The sequence below is a fragment of the Sphingomicrobium astaxanthinifaciens genome, assembly GCF_022865105.1.
GTDB lineage: Bacteria > Pseudomonadota > Alphaproteobacteria > Sphingomonadales > Sphingomonadaceae > Sphingomicrobium > Sphingomicrobium astaxanthinifaciens.
In genome coordinates, this window is record NZ_JAKNYM010000002.1 from 848,037 (window position 1) to 866,656 (window position 18,620).

General features: G+C 67.7%; 10 protein-coding genes. 7 read left to right on the forward strand and 3 right to left on the reverse strand.

The window, feature by feature from the left end; translation table 11 throughout:
- Positions 1 to 99: 99 nt before the first annotated feature.
- Positions 100 to 2,685, reverse strand: coding sequence for an Rne/Rng family ribonuclease (locus L8951_RS08075; protein WP_244382481.1), 2,586 nt, complete (start codon positions 2,683 to 2,685; stop codon positions 100 to 102).
- 339 nt (positions 2,686 to 3,024) lie between these two features.
- Here L8951_RS08075 and L8951_RS08080 point away from each other — a divergent pair, with 339 nt between their 5' ends.
- The 7 genes from L8951_RS08080 (at position 3,025) to L8951_RS08110 (ending at position 9,774) form a co-directional block, all read left to right on the forward strand.
- A complete protein-coding gene (locus L8951_RS08080; protein ID WP_244382482.1) occupies positions 3,025 to 3,915 on the forward strand; it encodes an N-acetylmuramoyl-L-alanine amidase family protein in 891 nt (296 codons plus the stop codon).
- Positions 3,916 to 3,958: 43 nt separating this feature from the next.
- Positions 3,959 to 6,496: a penicillin-binding protein 1A gene (locus tag L8951_RS08085; protein ID WP_244382483.1), complete on the forward strand. Its 2,538-nt coding sequence runs from the start codon at positions 3,959 to 3,961 to the stop codon at positions 6,494 to 6,496.
- A 67-nt stretch (positions 6,497 to 6,563) separates the two neighbouring features.
- Positions 6,564 to 7,697, forward strand: coding sequence for a peptide chain release factor 2 (prfB, locus tag L8951_RS08090; RefSeq protein ID WP_244382484.1), 1,134 nt, complete (start codon positions 6,564 to 6,566; stop codon positions 7,695 to 7,697).
- Positions 7,687 to 8,382, forward strand: a complete 696-nt coding sequence (locus tag L8951_RS08095) for a class I SAM-dependent methyltransferase (RefSeq protein ID WP_244382485.1) — start codon at positions 7,687 to 7,689, stop codon at positions 8,380 to 8,382. Before prfB ends, L8951_RS08095 begins: the two co-directional genes overlap by 11 nt.
- A 38-nt stretch (positions 8,383 to 8,420) precedes the next feature.
- A complete protein-coding gene (locus L8951_RS08100; RefSeq protein ID WP_244382486.1) occupies positions 8,421 to 9,215 on the forward strand; it encodes a thymidylate synthase in 795 nt (264 codons plus the stop codon).
- Positions 9,216 to 9,296: 81 nt separating this feature from the next.
- Positions 9,297 to 9,440, forward strand: a complete 144-nt coding sequence (locus L8951_RS08105) for a hypothetical protein (RefSeq protein WP_244383249.1) — start codon at positions 9,297 to 9,299, stop codon at positions 9,438 to 9,440.
- A 196-nt stretch (positions 9,441 to 9,636) separates the two neighbouring features.
- On the forward strand, positions 9,637 to 9,774 hold the full coding sequence (locus L8951_RS08110; protein WP_244382487.1) for an entericidin EcnAB: 138 nt from the start codon (positions 9,637 to 9,639) through the stop codon (positions 9,772 to 9,774).
- A 109-nt stretch (positions 9,775 to 9,883) separates the two neighbouring features.
- Here the strand turns inward: L8951_RS08110 and rpoC are convergent, their stop codons facing one another.
- Positions 9,884 to 14,176 carry a DNA-directed RNA polymerase subunit beta' gene (rpoC, locus tag L8951_RS08115; protein ID WP_244382488.1) on the reverse strand — a complete coding sequence of 1,431 codons (4,293 nt, stop codon included), beginning with the start codon at positions 14,174 to 14,176 and terminating at the stop codon, positions 9,884 to 9,886.
- Positions 14,177 to 14,199: 23 nt separating this feature from the next.
- Entirely contained in the window at positions 14,200 to 18,378 is a 4,179-nt protein-coding gene (gene rpoB / locus L8951_RS08120; RefSeq protein ID WP_244382489.1) for a DNA-directed RNA polymerase subunit beta, read from the reverse strand.
- Positions 18,379 to 18,620 lie beyond the last annotated feature (242 nt).

The window sequence follows — 18,620 nt, forward strand, 5'->3', positions numbered from 1 at the left end:
GCCGGGGTTGTGCCGCCTTGCGGCTGAACCGTCCATGAAAAACGCCGCACCGGGCGGGGCCCGATGCGGCGTCTTGTCACGGCGGCGGCGGCGCGCGCCTCAGCCGAAGGTGCGTTGCCACCAGCCCTTGCGCGGGGCGCCCTTGTCGCCCTCGGCCGCCTTGGTCTCGGGCGCGCTGTCGGGCGCCTTGTCGGCCTTGTCGGCAGCGGCGGGAGCCTCGTCCTTGCGCGCGGTGCGGCGCCCCGCGGCGGTGGTCGCCGAGCCCGCCTCGGGCTGGGCCGGGCCCTCGCCGCTGTCGGGCTGCGCTTCGCTCTTCTTGGCGCGCGGGCGGCGCTTCTTGGGCGCCTCGCCCTCGCTCGCTGCGGCGGTCGGTTCGGCGCTCGCCTCGGCCTTCTTGGCGCGCGAGCGGCGCTTCTTGGGCGCGGGCTTGGCCTCGGCCTCGGCGTCCGCCTTGGTGTCGACGTCGGCGTCGCTGGCGGACTTGTCCTCGGCCTTCTTGGCGCGCGGGCGGCGTCGGGTCTTGGGCTTGGCCTCGTCCTCGGCCTCGGGCTTGGCTTCGGCTGCGGGCGCCGCTTCGGCCTCGCCTTCGCTCGCGGCGTCGGTCGCGCTGTCCGCGTCGGCCGTCTTCTTGCGGGCGCGCGAGCGGCGCTTGCGCGGCTTGTCATCCGCCTCGGCATCGCGATCGGCGTCACCGTCATCGTCCGCCGACGGGGCAGCGTCGGCCTCGGCCTCGGGCTCGGCAGCGTCGGCATCCGCCTCGGCCTCGCCCTCGGCGCGATCCTCGTCGCGGCCGCGGCGGCGACGCCCGCGCCCGCCGCGGCGGCGGCGACGGCGCTTGGGCGCCCCGTCGCGGTCCTCGCGATCCTCGCGGTCCTCGCGCTCCTCGCGTGCCTCTTCCTCGGCCGCCTCGGTGCCCTCGTCCTCGTCCTCGTCGATCTCGTCCTCGATCGGTTCGGGGTCGGCATCGACGATCGGCGCCTGCTGCGGGCGCTTGGCCGGCCGCGGGCCGCGCGAATCGACGCGCATCTTGGCGCCCTCGAAGGCCTCGTCGATCTCGACCTCGACGGTCACGCCGTAGCGGCTCTCGACCTCGGCCAGTTCGGCGCGCTTCTTGTTGAGCAGGAAGATCGCGGTCTCGCGCCCGGCGCCGAGCACGATGGTCGAGCCCTTGCCGCGCGCGGCCTCGTCCTCGATCATCCGCAGCGCCGACAGCCCCGAGGAGCTGGCGGTGCGCATGAGGCCCGTGCCGTCGCAATGCGGGCAGGCGTGGGTCGAGGCTTCGAGCACCCCGGTGCGCAGCCGCTGGCGGCTCATCTCGAGCAGCCCGAACGAGCTGATGCGCCCGACCTGGATGCGCGCGCGGTCGTTCTTGAGCGCGTCCTTCATCGCCTTCTCGACTTTGCGGACATGGCTGTTCTGTTCCATGTCGATGAAGTCGATGACGATCAGCCCGGCCATGTCGCGCAGCCGCAGCTGGCGGGCGATTTCCTTGGCCGCCTCGAGGTTGGTCTGGAAGGCGGTGTTCTCGATATTGTGCTCCTTGGTGGAGCGCCCCGAGTTGATGTCGATCGAGACCAGCGCCTCGGTCGGGTTGATGACGAGGTAGCCGCCCGATTTCAGCTGGACGGTCGGGTTGTACATCCCGCCGAGCTGGTCCTCGATGCCGTAGCGCTGGAAGATCGGGGTGGGGTCGTCATACTGCTTCACGCGCTTCACATGGCTCGGCATGAGCAGCTTCATGAAGCGGCGCGCCGCCTTGTAGCCGTCCTCGCCCTCGACCAGCACCTCGTCGATCTCGCGGCTGTAAAGGTCGCGGATCGCGCGCTTGACCAGGTCGCTGTCGCGATAGATCAGGCTCGGCGCGGAGGATTTGAGCGTCTTGGCGCGGATCTCGTCCCACAGCCGGGCGAGATAGTCGAAGTCGCGCTTGATCTCGGTCTTGGTGCGCGACAGGCCGGCGGTGCGCACGATCAGCCCCATCGAGCGCGGCAGCTTGAGATCGGCCATGATCTGCTTCAACCGCTTGCGGTCGGGGCCGTTGGAGATCTTGCGGCTGATCCCGCCGCCATGGCTGGTGTTGGGCATCAGCACGCAATAGCGCCCCGCGAGGCTCAGGTAGGTGGTCAGCGCGGCGCCCTTGTTGCCGCGTTCTTCCTTGACGACCTGCACGAGCAGCACCTGCCGGCGCTGGATGACGTCCTGGATCTTGTAGCGGCGGCGCAGCGCGCGGCGCTTGTTGCGGACCTGTTCGACCGCGGTCTCGTCGACCGGCGAGGCATCGGAGGCGAGCCCCTCCTCGTCGGGTTCGGCGGGGCGATCGTCGGTGCCGTCGTCCTCGTGATGCGGGTCGAGCGGTTCCTCGTCGCCCTCCTCGCGCAGCCGCGCTTCCTCGGCGGCATGCTCGGCCTCTTCGGCGAGCAGCGCGTCGCGGTCCTGCTTGGGGATCTGGTAATAGTCGGGGTGGATTTCCGAAAAGGCGAGGAAGCCGTGCCGGTTGCCGCCATATTCGATGAAGGCGGCCTGGAGCGAGGGTTCGACCCGCGTCACCTTGGCAAGATAGATATTTCCCTTGAGCTGCTTGTGCTCGCTCGATTCGAAATCAAATTCCTGGATGCGGTTTCCATCGGCGACCGCGACCCGGGTTTCCTCCGGGTGGCGCGCGTCGATCAGCATGCGCGTGGACATCAATGTTTCTCCGGTCGGCGGCGAGAACGCGCTCGACTGCCGACATGTTGGGGGCGCGCTTCCCGCTCGTGGGGAAGGGCGCAAGTGACTGGAAAATCGTGTCTGCATGCAGGAGCCACGCGCCGCGCCGCTGGTCAGCGAGCGTCAGATGGGCGCCGGAATGGCTCATGCAGCGTCAACCTCTAAAAGGGAGCCGGGAGGGCTCCCGCGGGGTCGAGGACATCGGGGCATGCCCCGGCTCGACAGAAGGGAAGTAGCATCGCGATTCCCCGGTTACAAGATGGTGTCGCATCGCCGCCGGGGCTTTTTCGCGGGGCCGAGGGGCGATAGGGCAGGGGCATGCAGCGTTTTCTTGCCCTCCTCCTCATCAGCATCCTCGTCCTCGGCGGGCTGTGGCTGTTCGCCCCCGCCCGCGAGGCGAACGAGACCGCCGCGCCGCGGCGCGAGGCCGCCACCGCGCTGATCGGCGAGGCGCGCCGCGGCGGGGTGCGGCTCGAACTGCCCGAGGCGATCGGCGAGGTGGCGATCAGCGAGGCCGCGCGCCCCGACGCGCCGCTGGTGCTGATCGACCCCGGGCATGGCGGGCGCGACGGCGGCGCCACCGGGGTCGGGGGCACGCGCGAGAAGGACCTCACGCTGGCGATGGCGCGCGAGGTGCGCGCGGCGCTGGTCGAGGAGGGGCAGGTGCGCGTCGCGCTGACCCGTGACGGCGATGCCACGCTCACGCTCGACCAGCGCGCCGACCTCGCGCGGCGGCTCGGCGCCGACCTGTTCGTGTCGATCCACATGGATGCCGCGCCCAATGCGGGGGCGAGCGGGGTGACCGTTTATTCGCTCGCCGACATTGCCTCGACGACCGAGGCGGCGGCGCTCGCCGAGGCCGAGGCCGAGCGCGTCGGGCAGGTGGTCTCCGATGCCGATGCGCCGGTCGAGTTCCTCCTCACCGACCTCGCGCTGCGCGACCAGATGAGCGCGAGCGCGCAGTTCGCGCGGCGGATCCTGCGGCGCGCGGAGGCGAGCGGCGCGGTGCCGCTGCGCCCGACCCCGCACCAGTTCGCCAACTTCTTCGTGCTGCGGTTCGGCCAGACCCCCGGGGTGCTGCTCGAGGCGGGCTATATCACCAACGCCGAGGACGGCCGCCGGCTGGCGAGCCGCGCCGGGCGCGCGCCGCTGGTCGAAGTGCTCGCCGAGGCGATCGCCGCCGACCTCGCGCGGCGCGGCGGCGCCTAATCGGTTGATTGTAAGGACGCGCGCGCGGCGCTAGGGAGCAGGCATGGCTCGCCTCCCCGATCTCGTCGCCTTCAACGCGCGCGTCCACGACGTCCTCGACCCCTGGCGCGAGCGGCGCTGGTTCCGCTGGGGCGCGTTCGCCTTGCTCGGCGGCTACCTCGTGGCGATGGCGGCGATGTTCCTCGCCGCCGCCAACACGATGAGCCGCGACGAGATCCTCGCCTATCGCCCCAGCCTGCCGACGATGGTGCGCGGCTATGACGGCGAGCTCGTCGGCAGCTACGCGCGCCAGCGCCGGGTCGAGCTGGCCTATGAGGACTATCCCGACCAGGTGGTCGAGGCCTTCATCTCGGCCGAGGACAAGACCTTCTTCTCGCACGGCGGGATCGACTTTCCCGGGCTGCTCGCGGCGATCGGCGAGTTCACCGTCAAGACGGTGACCGGGGGCGGGCGCGCGCGCGGCTCCTCGACCATCACCCAGCAGGTCGCCAAGAACCTGTCGGGCGACGACGATTATTCGGTGCTGCGCAAGATCCGCGAGGCGGTGCTCGCCTTTCGCATCGAGGACACGCTGTCGAAAGAGGAGATCCTCGCGCTCTACCTCAACGAGATCTTCCTCGGGCGCAACGCCTATGGGGTGCAGGCCGCCAGCCGCGCCTATTTCGACAAGGACGTCGACGAGCTCGACCTCCACGAGGTCGCCTATCTCGCCGCCATCCCCAAGGGGCCGAGCAACTATCACCCGGTCCGCAACAAGGCGCGCGCCACCGCGCGGCGCAACTATGTGCTCGGGCAGATGGCCGCCAACGGCTTCATCACCGAGGCCCAGCGCGACGCGGCGATGGCGGTCGAGCTGACCGCAATCCCGACCGGCTCGGCCCGCGCCTTCGAGGAACGCGGCGGCTATTTCCTCGAGGAAGTGCGCCGCGACCTGCTCGAGCGCTATGGCGAAGATGCCGAGGACGGCGAGAACAGCATCTACGCCGGTGGGCTGTGGGTCCGCACCTCCATGAAACCGGTGATGCAGGACGCCGCCGCCGACGCGCTGCGCGAGGCGCTGGCGCGCTTCGACGGCCCGCGCGGCTGGCGCGACCTCGGGCTCACCGTCGACATGGACGAGGACTGGGAGAGCCAGCTGCGCATCGCCCGCGTCGGCACCGGGTTCGGCGACTGGAAGAAGGCGGTGGTGCTCGACAAGTCGGGCAGCAGCGCCACCATCGGCTTCGTCGGCGGCGACACCGCCACGCTGCCGCGCTCGGCGGCGACCATGCCCGTGCGCGGCGGCGGCGGCATCGCCTTCGACCAGTTCCGCCCGGGCATGATCATCGTCGTCAAGGACGAAGGCGATGGCAGCTATGCGCTGCGCTCGATCCCGCTCGTCGGCGGCGCCTTCGTGGCGCAGGAGGTCGACACCGGCCGCGTGCTCGCCATGCAGGGCGGGTTCGACGTGCTCGGTTCCTCCTTCAACCGCGCCACGCAGGCACGGCGCCAGCCCGGTTCGGCGTTCAAGCCGATCGTCTACCTGACCGCGCTCGAGAACGGCTACACCCCCGCCTCGACCATCGTCGATGCCCCCTTCTGCGTCTGGCAGGGCGCCGCGCTGGGCGAGAAATGCTTCCGCAACTTCGACGGCAAATATGCCGGCCCCAAGACGCTGCGCTGGGGGGTCGAGCAGTCGCGCAACCTGATGACCGTGCGCGTCGCCAGCGACACCGGCATCGGCAAGGTGATGGCCAATGCCGCCAAGCTAGGGCTGGGCGAGCATCCCGACTATCTGTCGATGGCACTGGGCGCGGGCGAGGTCACGCCGATGGCGCTGACCAATGCCTATGCGATCCTCGCCAACCATGGGCGCGAGGTGCGCCCCAGCCTGATCGACTATGTGCAGGACCGCTCGGGCAAGGTGATCTACCGCGCCGACAACCGCTGCGCGGCGATGGAGAATTGCAACGCCGAGGACTGGGACGGCGGGGCGATGCCGCGCCCGCCCAAGCGCGGGCGCCAGCTGGTCGACCCGATGGCCGCCTACCAGATCGTCCACGTCATGGAGGGCGTCGTCACCCGCGGCACCGCGCAGCGGCTCGCCCAGCTCGACCGCCCGCTGTTCGGCAAAACCGGCACCACCACCGGCCCGACCAACGTCTGGTTCGTCGGCGGCACCCCCGACGTCGTGACCGGCACCTATATCGGCTATGACGACAACCGCGACATGGGGGGCAACTGGGTGCAGGGCGGCAGCGTCGCCGGCCCCGTTTTCCTCCAGTTCGCCGAGGCCGCGCTCGCCGATGCCCCCAAGATCCCCTTCGTGGCGCCCGAGGGGATCAGCTTCGTGCGCATCGACCGGCGCACGGGCGAGCGCGTCTACGGCGCCTTCCCGCGCGAGGAGGAACGCCTCTCCACCGTGATCTGGGAAGCCTTCCAGCCCAAGACCGAGCCGCGCCGCAGCTTCCGCCGCGACGAGGCGCCCGAGGAGGAGGCGCCGCAGCGCGCCGCGCAGCCGGCGGCGGTGCGCCCCGCCCCCGCGCCGCAGGCCCCGCCCGACGAGAGCGACTTCTTGCAAAGAGAGGGCGGGATTTACTAATCCCCTAGCCGACTGCTGATCCCGGCATCGGGGGCGTTCGCCCGATGCCCAACCATTGGAATTGCCCATGCGCGCAGAAGCGCAAGCCTTCGCCGACCAGATCAACGCCGCGACCCAATTGCTGCGGCGCTTCCTCGACTGGGACAAGGCCAAGAAGCGGCTCGCCGAACTCAACGACAAGGTCGAGGACCCGACGCTGTGGGACGACCCCAAGGCGGCGCAGGAGGTGATGCGCGAGCGCACCCGGCTCGATGGCGCGATCAAGGCGACCGAGCGGATGGAGCGCGAGCTCGCCGACACGCTCGAACTGATCGAGATGGCCGAGGCCGAGGGCGACGAGGCGATGGTCGAGGAGGCCTTGAAGAGCCTCGGCGAGCTTGCCGACAAGGCCGAGAAGGACAAGGTCGAGGCGCTGCTCGCGGGAGAGGCCGACGCCAACAACGCCTATGTCGAGGTCCATGCCGGCGCCGGCGGGACCGAGAGCCAGGACTGGGCCGAGATGCTCAGCCGCATGTATTCGCGCTGGGCCGAGCGGCGCGGGATGAAGGTCGAGCTGGTCGACCATCACGCCGGCGAGCAGGCGGGGATCAAGTCGGCCACGCTGCTCCTCAAGGGCGAGAATGCCTATGGCTATGTCAAGACCGAGAGCGGGGTGCACCGGCTGGTGCGGATCAGCCCCTATGATTCCTCGGCGCGGCGCCACACCAGCTTCTCGAGCGTCTGGGTCTACCCCGAGGTCGACGACGATATCGACATCGAGGTCGCCGAATCCGACCTGCGGATCGACACCTATCGCGCCAGCGGGGCGGGGGGGCAGCACGTCAACACCACCGACAGCGCGGTGCGCATCACCCATGTGCCTACCGGCATCGTCGTGGCGTGCCAGAACCAGCGCTCGCAGCACAAGAACCGCGCCGAGGCGATGAAGCAGCTGAAGGCGCGGCTCTACGAGGCCGAGCTGCAGCGGCGCGAGGAAGAGGCCAATGCCGCCAATGCCTCGAAGACCGAGATCGGCTGGGGGCACCAGATCCGCTCCTACGTCCTCCAGCCCTACCAGCAGGTCAAGGACCTGCGCACCGGCGTCGTCTCGACCGCGCCGGGCGACGTGCTCGACGGCGATCTCGACAAGTTCATGGCCGCCGCTTTGTCGCAGCGGGTGACCGGCGAGGCGGTCGAGGTCGAGGATGACGATGTCGAATAGGACGCTGCTCCTCGCCGCCGCGCTGCTCGCGGTGGCGGGTTGCCGGCAGGCCCCGCAGGTCGACGAGGACGGTTTCCCCACGGTCAATCGCCCGGTCGCCCCGATCGTCTCCGACCGCTTCTCGACCGAGGATGCGCGCGACCGGCTCGGCGAGGCCGAGGCGGTGATGGCGCTCGCGGGGATCGAACCGGGCATGCGCGTCGCCGACATCGGCGCGGGCGAGGGCTATTACACCGTCCGCCTGTCGCCCGCGGTGGGCCCCGAGGGCCGCGTGGTGGCGCAGGACATCCAGCCCACCGTGCGCGACGCGCTCGCGCAGCGCGTCCAGCGCGAGGGGCTCGACAATGTCGCGGTGCGCCTCGGCGAGCCCGACGATCCCAAGCTGCCCCACGCCAGCTTCGATCGCATCTTCCTCGTCCACATGTACCACGAGGTGACCGAGCCCTATCAGTTCCTCTGGAACCTGCGGCAGGGACTCAAGCGCGACGGGCTGATCGTGGTGGTCGATGCCGACCGCCCGGTGAAGCGCCACGGCATGCCCCCCGCGCGTCTCGATTGCGAATTCGGCGCGCTCGGGCTCGAACGCGTCGACATGAGCCAGCTCGAGGGAGGCGATGCCTATTTCGCCACCTTCAAGATCGCCGCCGAATTGCCCGTGCCGACCGCGATCGAGCCGTGCGATTAAGCGCTTGATCGGCTGACGCGCCGCCCTAGGCTGGGCCCATGCAGCAATATCTAGATCTCATGCAGCGCATCCTCGACGAGGGCGCCGAGCAGCAGGACCGCACCGGGGTCGGCACGCTGTCGGTGTTCGGTGCGCAGATGCGGTTCGACCTGTCGCGGGGCTTCCCGCTCGTCACCACCAAGAAGCTCCACCTGCGCTCGATCATCGTCGAGCTCTTGTGGTTCCTGAACGGCGATACCAACGTCCGATACCTCCACGACAACAAGGTCAGCATCTGGGACGAATGGGCCGACGAGAAGGGCGACCTCGGCCCCGTCTACGGCAAGCAATGGCGCCGCTGGGAAACCCCGCAGGGAGAGACGATCGACCAGATCAAGGGGCTGGTCGAGCAGATCCGCACCAACCCCGCCTCGCGCCGCCAGGTGGTGAGCGCGTGGAACCCGGGCGAACTCGAGGCGATGGCGCTCGCGCCCTGCCACTGCCTGTTCCAGACGCATGTCGCCAATGGCAAGCTGTCGCTCCAGCTCTACCAGCGCTCGGCCGACCTGTTCCTCGGCGTGCCCTTCAACATCGCCAGCTACGCGCTGCTCACCCACCTGCTCGCGCGCGAGACCGGGCTCGCGGTGGGCGACTTCGTGTGGACCGGGGGCGATGTGCACCTCTACGCCAACCACCTCGCGCAGGCGCGCGAGCAGCTCTCGCGCGAACCCCGCGCGCTGCCGCGGCTGGTGATCGAGGAACGCGGGCAGGGGCTGTTCGACTATCGGCCCGCCGATTTCTCCTTCGATGGCTACGACCCGCACCCGCACATCAAGGCGCCCGTCGCGGTGTGACGCCCCGGCGCGCGCAGGCGTAGGCGCGGCAACCAAATCCGGTGCGCTCGCGTTTCCCCCCCACCTTGGAGAGGGAGACACATGATGATCCGCAAGTTCCTGATGATTTCGATGCTGGCCGGTGGGGTCGCGCTGTCGGCCTGCAACACGGTGCAGGGTGTCGGCGAGGACATCAAGTCGGTCGGCGAATGCGGCGAGGACGTGATGGAAGGCGGCGACTGCTAAGCCCCGCCAACGTCGGCATCGCCGCGGCCCCGCGCTTCGCGCCCCGGCGCGCGCAGCGCGGGGTCGCGCCATCGTTCATTCCCCGTCAAGCCGCGCGGCGCGAGCCTTGCCCGGCAGCCGCGCGGATTGCGGCTGGACAGGCGCGCGCGCGGCTCGCAAGGATGGCGCGCACCTTGTGCATCTTGGGAGGAATGACATGCGAAAGTTTCTGACCCTCGCGCTGATCGGCGGCGGGCTCGCCCTGTCGGCCTGCAACGCGGTCCAGGGGCTCGGCGAGGACATCAAGTCGGCGGGCGAATGCGGCGAGGACGTGATGAACGGCGGCAACTGCTAGCCACCGCCCGACAAGCGGACGAGAAAAAAAGGGCCCCGGAGCGCGCTGCTCCGGGGCCCTTTTCGTTGGTCAGGCCACGAGGGGCGAGGGGGCAAGCGCCCCCGTCGCCTTACTCCTTGTCGCCGTCGGCGTCGGCATAGTCGCCCGCCGCCGCGTCCGAACCGTCACCCGAGGGGGTGACCTCGGCGAGCGGATCGGTGGTCGCGTCGGCGACGATTTCCGGGTTGGCGTCCCGTTCCTCGGCTTCGGCTTGCTTCAGCTCCTCGGCGGTCTGCGCGGCAGCGAGGCTCTCGGCGAGCTTCTTCTGCTGGGCGCGCAGCGCGGCATCGCGCGACGAAGCGGCGATGCGAACGCGGTTCATGCCCGCGCCGGTCCCGGCGGGGATGAGGCGGCCGACGATCACATTCTCCTTGAGACCGTTGAGCGTGTCGGCCTTGCCCTGCACCGAGGCCTCGGTGAGGACGCGCGTCGTTTCCTGGAACGAGGCGGCCGAGATGAAGCTGCGGGTCTGCAGGCTCGCCTTGGTGATGCCGAGCAGGATCGGCATGCCCTGCGCTTTCTTCTTGCGCGGCGGCAGCTTGGCGTTGACCTCGTCCATCTCCTCGCGATCGACCTGTTCGCCCGGCAGCAGGGTGGTGTCCCCGCCGTCGGTGATCTCGACCTTCTGCAGCATCTGGCGAACGATCACCTCGATGTGCTTGTCGTTGATCTTCACGCCCTGCAGTCGATAGACTTCCTGGATCTCGTTAACGAGATATTCGGCGAGCGCTTCGACACCCATGACCTCGAGGATGTCATGCGGGTCGGGCGAACCGGCGACGAGGTTGTCGCCCTTCTTCACATAGTCGCCTTCCTGGACGTCGATCACCTTCGCCTTGGGGATCAGATACTCGACCGCATCGCCGCCATCCTCGGGGATGATCGCGACCTTGCGCTTGGCCTTGTAGTCGCGGACGAAGGTGAACTTGCCCGAGACCTTGGCGATGACCGCATTGTCCTTGGGCTTGCGCGCCTCGAACAGCTCGGCGACGCGCGGCAGACCCCCGGTGATGTCGCGGGTCTTGGCGGCCTCGCGCGGCATGCGCGCGAGCACCGTGCCGGCCTCGACGGTGGCCCCGTCCTCGACCGCGACGATGGCGCCGGGGGCGAGGCGATAGACGCCCGCTTCCTCGCTGTCGCCGCCCATGGTCAGGCGCGGACGCAGGTCGTCCTTCTTCGACTTGCCCTGGTCCTCGGTGATGACGCGCTGGGTGATCCCCGTCGATTCATCGGTTTCCTCGGCCAGCGTGCGACCATCGACGATGTCCTGGTACTTCACGACCCCGCCATGCTCGGTGATGACCGGGCTGAACGAGGGATCCCATTCGGCCAGCTTGTCGCCCCGCGACACGGTGTGACCGTTGTCGAAGAGGAGGTGCGCGCCGTAGGGGATCTTGTGGGTCGACAGCTCGCGCCCGTCCATGTCGAGGATCGCGAGTTCGCCCGAGCGCGACAGCGAGAGCGTGCGGCCCTTGCCGTCGACGATCGTCGGCATGTCGCGATACTCGATCTTGCCGTCGACCGGCGCCTCGAGGTTCGACTGCTCGTTGAGCTGCGCCGCGCCACCGATGTGGAAGGTCCGCATGGTGAGCTGGGTGCCCGGTTCACCGATCGACTGGGCGGCGATGACGCCGACCGCTTCACCGATGTTGACCGGGGTGCCGCGGGCAAGGTCGCGCCCGTAGCACTTGGCGCACACGCCCTGCTTGCTCTCGCAGATCAGCGGCGAGCGGATCTTCAAAGCCTGCACCTGCAGGTCGTCGATCTGCTTGGCCATCTTCTCGTCGATCATCGTGCCGGACTTGATCGCGACCTTCTCGCCTTCGGCATCCATGATGTCCTCGGCGGTGGTGCGACCGAGCACGCGGTCCGACAGCGAGGCGATGACGCTGCCGCCCTGGACGATCGCGCGCATCTCGAGCGCATTGTCGGTCTTGCAGTCCTGCTCGACGATGACGCAGTCCTGGCTGACGTCGACGAGACGGCGGGTCAGGTACCCCGAGTTCGCCGTCTTGAGCGCGGTGTCCGCGAGGCCCTTGCGCGCGCCGTGGGTCGAGTTGAAGTATTCGAGGACGGTCAGGCCTTCCTTGAAGTTCGAGATGATCGGGGTCTCGATGATCTCGCCCGACGGCTTGGCCATCAGCCCGCGCATGCCGGCGAGCTGCTTGATCTGCGCCTGGCTACCACGCGCGCCCGAGTGGGCCATCATGTAGATCGAGTTGACCGGCAGTTCGCGGCCGTTCTCGTCCTTCTTGATGGCCTGGATCTCTTCCATCATCTCGCTGGCCACCTGGTCGCCGCAACGGCTCCAGGCGTCGATCACCTTGTTGTACTTTTCCTGCTGGGTGATCAGGCCGTCCTGGTACTGCTGCTCGTAGTCGGCGACGAGGCTGCGGGTTTCCTCGACCAGCTTCTCCTTGGCCTCGGGGATGACCATGTCGTCCATGCCGAACGAGATGCCCGCCTTGAAGGCGTGGCGGAAGCCGAGCCCCATGATCTGGTCGGCGAAGATGACCGTCGCCTTCTGGCCGGTGTGGCGATAGACCTCGTCGATCACCTCGCCGATGTCCTTCTTGGTCAGCAGCTTGTTGACCGTCTCGAACGGCACCTTGTGGCTCTTTGGGAGCGTCTCGCCCAGGAGCATGCGCCCCGGGGTCGTCTCGAAGCGCTTCATCTCGACTTCACCCTTCTCGTTCGTCTGCGGCACGCGCGCGACGATCTTGGAGTGGAGCGTGACCGCGCCGACGTTGAGGGCCTGGTGGACCTCGGTCATGTCGGTGAAGATCGAGCCTTCGCCCGGCTCGCCCTCTTTCTCCATCGAGATGTAGTAGAGGCCGAGGATCATGTCCTGCGAGGGGACGATGATCGGCTTGCCGTTGGCGGGCGAGAGGATGTTGTTGGTGCTCATCATGAGCACGCGCGCTTCCAGCTGCGCCTCGAGGCTCAGCGGGACGTGCACGGCCATCTGGTCACCGTCGAAGTCGGCGTTGAAGGCGGCGCAGACCAGCGGGTGCAGCTGGATCGCCTTGCCCTCGATCAGCACCGGTTCGAACGCCTGGATGCCGAGGCGGTGGAGCGTCGGGGCGCGGTTGAGGAGGACGGGGTGCTCGCGAATGACTTCGTCGAGGATGTCCCAGACTTCCTTGCGCTCCTTCTCGACCCACTTCTTGGCCTGCTTCAGCGTCATCGACAGGCCCTTGGCGTCGAGCCGCGAGTAGATGAACGGCTTGAACAGCTCGAGCGCCATCTTCTTCGGAAGGCCGCACTGGTGCAGCTTCAATTCGGGGCCGGTCACGATGACCGAACGGCCCGAATAGTCGACGCGCTTGCCGAGCAGGTTCTGGCGGAAGCGGCCCTGCTTGCCCTTGAGCATGTCGCTGAGCGACTTGAGCGGACGCTTGTTGGCACCGGTGATGGTGCGGCCGCGGCGGCCGTTGTCGAACAGCGCGTCCACGGCTTCCTGCAGCATGCGCTTTTCGTTGCGCACGATGATGTCGGGCGCGCGCAGCTCCATGAGGCGCTTGAGGCGGTTGTTACGGTTGATGACGCGGCGATAGAGGTCGTTGAGGTCCGACGTCGCGAAGCGGCCGCCGTCCAAGGGGACCAGCGGGCGCAGGTCGGGCGGAATGACCGGCACGACGTCGAGGATCATCCATTCGGGCTTGTTGCCGCTCTCGATGAAGCTCTCGACGATCTTCATCCGCTTGATGATCTTCTTGGGCTTGAGCGTCGACTTGGTTTCCTCGAGTTCCTTCTTGAGGTCTTCGAGTTCCTGCTCGAGGTCGAGGTCCATCAGCATCTGCTTGACGGCCTCGGCGCCGATCCCCGCCGAGAAGGCGTCCTCGCCATATTCGTCCTGCGCTTCGAGCAGTTCGTCCTCGGTCAGCAGCTGGAACTTCTCGAGCGGGGTGAGCCCCGGCTCGATGACGACATAGCTCTCGAAATAGAGCACGCGCTCGAGCTGCTTGAGCTGCATGTCCATGAGGAGACCGATGCGCGAGGGCAGCGACTTGAGGAACCAGATGTGCGCGACCGGCGCGGCCAGCTCGATATGGCCCATGCGCTCGCGGCGGACCTTCGAGACGGTGACTTCGACACCGCACTTTTCGCAGACGATGCCCTTATACTTCATGCGCTTGTACTTGCCGCACAGGCACTCGTAATCCTTGATCGGACCGAAGATGCGCGCGCAGAAGAGGCCGTCACGCTCGGGCTTGAACGTGCGATAGTTGATCGTCTCCGGCTTCTTGATCTCGCCGAAGCTCCACGAGCGGATCTTGTCGGGCGACGCGATGCCGATGCGGATCTGGTCGAACGTCTCCGGCTTGGCGGCCGGGTTCGCGAAGTTGGTCAGTTCGTTCATTTTCTATCTTCCCTTCCGCTCGATTATTCGGCCGCGATGGCGGGGGTGTCGCCATCGTCCTCGTCATCCCCGCCGGAGACGGAGTTGAGGTCGACCGAGAGGCCGAGCGAACGCATTTCCTTGACCAGCACGTTGAAGCTCTCGGGGATCCCGGCCTCGAACGTGTCGTCGCCCTTGACGATGGCTTCGTAGACCTTGGTACGGCCGACGACGTCATCCGACTTGACGGTGAGCATTTCCTGCAGGGTGTAGGCGGCGCCATAGGCCTGCAGCGCCCAGACTTCCATTTCCCCGAAGCGCTGGCCACCGAACTGGGCCTTGCCGCCCAGCGGCTGCTGGGTGACGAGGCTGTACGGCCCGATCGAACGCGCGTGGATCTTGTCGTCGACGAGGTGGTGCAGCTTGAGCATGTAGATGTAGCCCACCGTCACCTTGCGGTCGAACGGCTCGCCGGTGCGGCCGTCGAACAAGGTGACCTGCCCCGAGCGGTCGAGACCCGCCTTCTCGAGCATGTCGGCGACATCGGCCTCGCGCGCCCCGTCGAACACCGGGGTGCCCATCGGCACGCCGTAGGCGAGGTGCTGCGCGAGCTCCATCACCTTCTCTTCGGAGCGACCGTCGATCTCGGCGTGATACTTCTCGCCATAGACGTCCTTGAGGTGGGTGCGGATGCCGTCGACATCCTTCTTGGCGATGTCCTTGCCCTTGTGGTGGATGTCCTCGAGCATCGCGCCGATCTGCTGGCCGAGGCCGCGCGCGGCCCAGCCGAGGTGCGTCTCGAAGATCTGCCCGACGTTCATGCGGCTCGGCACGCCCAGCGGGTTGAGGACGATGTCGGCATGGGTGCCGTCCTCGAGGAAGGGCATGTCCTCGACCGGCAGGATCCGGCTGATGACACCCTTGTTCCCGTGGCGGCCCGCCATCTTGTCGCCCGGTTGCAGCTTGCGCTTCACCGCGACGAAGACCTTGACCATCTTGAGCACGCCCGGGGGCAGTTCGTCGCCCGCCTCGAGCTTGCCGATGCGGTCGTCGAGCTTGGCGTCGATGCGGTCGATCGCCTCGTCATACTGCGCCTTCATCGCCTCGAGGTCGGCCTGCGCCGCGTCGTCCTTGACCGCGATCTTCCACCACAGCTTGCGCTCGACGCCCTCGAGCATCTCGGGGTCGAGCTTGGCGCCCTTCTTGATGCCCTTGGGCACCGCGGTCGCGGTCTGCCCGACGAGCAGCTCGGCGAGGCGGTTGTAGGTGGCGCGGTTGAGGATTGCCTTCTCGTCGTTGGCGTCCTTCTTCAACCGCTCCTTCTCCTCGGCCTGGATGGCGCGGGTACGGTCGTCGATGTCGATGCCGTGACGGTTGAAGGTGCGCACGTCGACGATGGTGCCGGCAACCCCCGGGGGCAGCCGCAGCGAGGTGTCGCGCACGTCCGAGGCCTTCTCGCCGAAGATGGCGCGCAGGAGCTTCTCCTCGGGCGTCATCGGGCTCTCGCCCTTCGGCGTGATCTTGCCGACGAGGATGTCGCCCGGGTGCACCTCGGCACCGATGTAGACGATCCCCGCCTCGTCGAGGTTGCGCAGCGCTTCCTCGCCGACATTGGGGATGTCGCGGGTGATGTCCTCGGGGCCGAGCTTGGTATCGCGCGCGGCGACCTCGAATTCCTCGATATGGATCGAGGTGAAGACGTCGTCCTTCACGATGCGCTCGGAGATGAGGATACTATCCTCGTAGTTGTAGCCGTTCCACGGCATGAAGGCGACGAGCACGTTGCGCCCCAGCGCCAGTTCGCCGAACTGGGTCGAGGGACCGTCGGCGATGATCTCGCCGGCCTCGACCGTCTCGCCCACCTTCACCAGCGGACGCTGGTTGATGCAGGTGTTCTGGTTCGACCGCTGGAACTTCTGCAGCGTGTAGATGTCGACCCCCGACTGCCCCGCGGCCACCTTCTCGGTGACGCGGATGACGATGCGGGTGGCGTCAACCTGGTCGATCACGCCGGCCCGCTTGGCCGCAATCGCCGCGCCCGAATCGCGCGCGACGGTCTCTTCCATCCCGGTGCCCACGAGCGGCGCGTCGGCCTGCACCAGCGGCACCGCCTGGCGCTGCATGTTCGAGCCCATCAGCGCGCGGTTGGCGTCATCGTTCTCGAGGAAGGGGATGAGGCTGGCGGCGACCGAGACGAGCTGCTTGGGGCTGACGTCCATCAGCGTGATCGCCTCGCGCTGCGCCATCAGGAATTCGCCGGCCTGCCGGCTCGAGACGATTTCCTCGACGAAGCTGCCATCCTCGTTGAGGTCGGCGTTGGCCTGCGCGATCGTGTGCTTCTGCTCTTCCATCGCCGAGAGGTAGACGACCTCGTCGGTGACCTTGTGGTCGACGACCTTGCGATAGGGCGTCTCGATGAAGCCGTACTTGTTCACGCGGCTGAAGCTGGCGAGCGAGTTGATGAGACCGATGTTCGGCCCTTCGGGCGTCTCGATCGGGCAGATCCGGCCATAGTGGGTCGGGTGGACGTCGCGCACCTCGAAGCCCGCGCGCTCGCGCGTGAGGCCGCCCGGGCCGAGCGCCGAGACGCGGCGCTTGTGGGTGACTTCCGAGAGCGGGTTGGTCTGGTCCATGAACTGCGAGAGCTGCGAAGACCCGAAGAACTCGCGCACCGCCGCCACCGAGGGCTTGGCGTTGATGAGGTCGTTGGGCATCACGGTCGACACGTCGACGCTGCTCATGCGCTCCTTGACCGCGCGTTCCATGCGCAGCAGGCCGACGCGATACTGGTTCTCGAGCAGCTCGCCGACCGAGCGCACGCGGCGGTTGGCGAGGTTGTCGATGTCGTCGATCTCGCCCTTGCCGTCCTTCAGGTCGACGAGCGTCTTGACCACCGCCAGGATGTCCTCGCGGCGCAGCGTGGTGACGGTGTCCTCGGCGTCGAGGTCGAGGCGCATGTTGAGCTTCACGCGGCCGACCGCCGACAGGTCGTAGCGCTCGGGGTCGAAGAACAGCCCGTAGAAGAGCGCATCGGCGGTCTCGCGCGTGGGCGGCTCGCCCGGGCGCATGACGCGGTAGATGTCGGCCAGCGCCTGGTCGGTATCCTCGGCCTTGTCGGCCTTCAGCGTGTTGCGGATCCACGGGCCGGTGTTGACATAGTCGATGTCGAGCAGCTCGATGCGGTCGATCCCCGCCTTGTCGAGCTTCTCGAGGTTCTCGGCGGTCACTTCATCGCCCGCCTCGATATAGATCTCGCCCGTCTTGTCGTTGACGAGGTCGAAGGCCGAGAAGCGCCCGAGGATTTCCTCGGCCGGGATGACGAGGTTCTCGAGCCCGTCGTTCTTGGCCTTGTTGGCCTTGCGCGGGGTGATCTTCTGCCCCGCCTCGAAGACGACTTCGCCGGTCTTGGCGTCGACGATGTCGAACGCCGGCTTCTGGCCGCGCCAGGCTTCGGGACGGAAGGGGATTTCCCAGCCGTTCTTGCCGCGCACATAGGTCACGGTGTCGTAGAAATGGGCGAGGATTTCCTCGTGGTTGAGCCCGAGCGCGTAGAGCAGAGTGGTGACCGGCAGCTTGCGCTTGCGGTCGATGCGCACGTTGACGATGTCCTTGGCGTCGAACTCGAAGTCGAGCCAGCTGCCGCGATAGGGAATGACGCGCGCGGCGAACAGATACTTGCCGCTCGAGTGCGTCTTGCCGCGGTCATGGTCGAACAGCACGCCCGGCGAGCGGTGCATCTGCGAGACGATGACGCGTTCGGTGCCGTTGATGATGAAGGTGCCGTTGTCGGTCATGAGCGGCATGTCGCCCATGTAGACGTCCTGCTCCTTGATATCGATCACCGACTTGGCCTCGGTGTCGGGGTCGATCTCGAAGGAGGTGAGGCGCAGCGTCACGCGCATCGGCGCGGCATAGGTCAGCCCGCGCTGGCGGCACTCGTCGGTGTCGAACTTGGGTTCCTCGAGGACATAGCCGTCGAAGTCGAGATGCGCGGTGCCCGCGAAATCCTGGATTGGGAAGACCGAACGCAGCGTCTTTTCGAGCCCCGAGACATGGCCGCGCCCGGCGTCCGAGCGGAGGAAGTCCTCGTACGACTCGCGCTGCACCTCGATGAGGTTGGGCATTTCGGAGACTTCGTGGATGTTGCCGAAAATCTTGCGAATTCGACGCGACTTCAAGGAGCGGCCCATCGTGGTGGGGACGTCTTTTGCCTGAGTAGCCATGGATTTCCCTGCGCTGCGGGCGCGCGACAATGCTCGCGGGCCCTTGGTCTTCAAGTCCGGCGCGGTTCCTGTGTGTCCCTTCCCATTCGTTCGTCTCGTGCGCGAGGGAGACGTGGCCCGGAAAAGGCAGGAGGCCCCGGGACGCAGGCGGACCTGCGGCGGAGCCACATGATGTTGGATGGAGCCTATCTAGCGCCTCGCCGCGCGAATGCAAGGGGCGATGCGCGCCGCGTCGCCCGCCC